Below are 2,006 nucleotides of genomic sequence, written 5' to 3'. Positions count from 1 at the left end.
GCTGGATGGCCGCATCGCGCGCCTGCTGCGCGGCACCAGCCGCTTCGGGGCGGAGTTCGACAGCCTGTCCGATTTCCTGTGCTTCGGGGTTGCGCCCGCCTTCGTGCTGTACCTGTGGGCGCTGCATGAAGGGGGGCGGTTTGGCTACATCCCGTGCATCATGTTCACGGTATGCATGGCGCTCCGTCTGGCGCGCTTCAACGCCAGCCTTGATGATGACGCCGACCAGCCCAAATACGCCAGCAGCTTCTTTACCGGCGTTCCCGCCCCGGCGGGCGCGGGCCTTGCGCTGTTCCCGCTGTTTCTCGGGCTGGAGGCACAACACCTGCACTGGGAGTGGCTGTACAACCTGACACGCGCGCCCATACTGCCCGCGCTGACACTGGGGGGCACGGCCTTCCTGCTTGTTTCCACGCTGCCGGTCTGGTCGTTCAAGAACTTCAAGGTTCCCGCCCCCATGATCCTGCCCACCATGCTGGGCACGGGGGCCTATGCCGCCATTCTGGTGGCCGAACCCTGGGGCGCGCTGGCGGCGGCGGGCATCATCTATATCCTGCTCCTGCCGATCAGCCGCATGAGCTTCCACCGCCTGCGCCGGGAAGCCGAGGCGTTGCAGGAAAGTGACGACCCCACACCCGCCACGCCCGCCACATCGGGCTGACACGCCGGTTTACAAGGATCGCGCGGTTTCTTCAGATGGCTCCATCCGCACCGTCACGTGCCTGCCAGTCCGTCAGGGCCGCCAGTATGTCTTCCGGCGCGGGCGGACAGCCCGGTAACGACAGGCTGGTGCGCGCATGGGTGCCCACCCCACCCAGCGTGGCGTAACCGGGGGGAAACAGCCCGCCGTTGACCGCGCAATCCCCCACGGCGGCCAGAACACGTGGGCCGGGCATGGCCTGCCACGCCATTTCCACCACCGGGGCCATCTCCACCGTCAGGCTGCCCGTCAGCAGCAGCATGCCGGCCTGCCGGGGGGTGGAGACAAGGCGCACCGTGCCGCACATGGATTTTCCCCCGCGTATGAACGCGCGCAGTTCAAGCGCGCAGCCCGTGCATCCACCGGTTTCCATATGAAAAATATCCAGCGCGGCCAGACGGGGCAACGCCGCGCCGCGCCGGAACAGATGCAGATACGCCATTACCCGCCCCTATAAATCCGCGCCCGCCGCCGATAGCCCGAGCGAGGTCAGGATCAGCGTGACATCATCATACATCGCACCCGACAGAATGTCGGGCAGCGCCTGTATATGTCCAAGCGACGGATCGCCACACCACCACGCGGCGATGCGCCCGCCTTCCAGCCGCAGCCAGTGCCAGACCGGCCCGTGCGGCCCCTCCACCCAGCCAAGACCTTCCCCCGCCCCATGGTCAGGCATGGGAGAAGACGGTGGCTTCGCGGCGCCGTTTAATACGCCCAGTATATGCGTGCTTTCCCCGATCTCATGCAGGCGGATGGCAAGGCGGCTGGCGACATCGCCTTCCGTCCGGACATGGCCGCCCACCCATTCCGGGCGGTAGGCGGGCAGGAGCCGGCGTACATCCCCCTCAATGCCGCTGGCCCGCGCGACACAGCCCGCAATGCCCCATCGGCGCGCGACGGCGGCGGTCAGAACGCCCCTGCCCGCCGCCCGCATGGCCAGTCCGCGCGGACGGTTGAAAAGACGCATCATCTCCCGGCCCCCATCATGCAGCGTCTCCACCATGCCCGCCGCCAGCGCAGGGTCATGCGCCGCGTCTGGCGCGGGCGGCAGGACATCGAACAGGAAGCGCCTGCCACATAACTCCCGACAGGCCCGCCGCACCCGTTCCAGCAGCGACGCGGCCAGGGCGACGAAACGTGCATCGACCAATATTTCGGCGGCCTGCGTCAAAACCTCCAGATGGGAGGCGATGCGTTCCAGTTCGGCCAGGAACGCGGCCGCATGATTTCCCCCTGCCGATACCTCGCTCCCCGTGGCCCGCGCCAGCGCCTGGGCGAACGCGGCTGATGGGCGACACTTGCC

Annotated in this window: 3 protein-coding genes; 1 reads left to right on the top strand and 2 read right to left on the bottom strand. The window is 67.6% G+C overall.

Annotated features, from left to right (window positions below; all coding sequences use genetic code 11):
- The coding region (locus tag JCM25156_RS14925) for a CDP-alcohol phosphatidyltransferase family protein (protein ID WP_025813704.1) at positions 1–661 on the top strand (661 nt) is incomplete at its 5' end.
- Between the two features lie 31 nt (positions 662–692).
- On the opposite strand, the gene JCM25156_RS14920 is transcribed toward JCM25156_RS14925, so the two are convergent.
- Together JCM25156_RS14920 and JCM25156_RS24960 are read right to left on the bottom strand one after the other, a co-directional pair.
- Positions 693–1,142, bottom strand: a complete 450-nt coding sequence (locus tag JCM25156_RS14920) for an NADH-quinone oxidoreductase subunit B family protein (RefSeq protein ID WP_025813703.1) — start codon at positions 1,140–1,142, stop codon at positions 693–695.
- Positions 1,143–1,151: 9 nt separating this feature from the next.
- Positions 1,152–2,006: NADH-quinone oxidoreductase subunit D-related protein (locus tag JCM25156_RS24960; RefSeq protein WP_034960159.1), on the bottom strand; the 855-nt coding region annotated here is incomplete at its 5' end.

Source organism: Komagataeibacter kakiaceti JCM 25156 (assembly GCF_000613305.1).
This window is presented reverse-complemented; position numbering and strand designations above follow the sequence as displayed.

Excerpts from the sequence above, each read along its gene's own strand:
- JCM25156_RS14920 (WP_025813703.1), bottom strand. The coding sequence starts at position 1,142 with ATGGCGTATCTGCATCTGTTCCGGCGCGGCGCGGCGTTGCCCCGTCTG.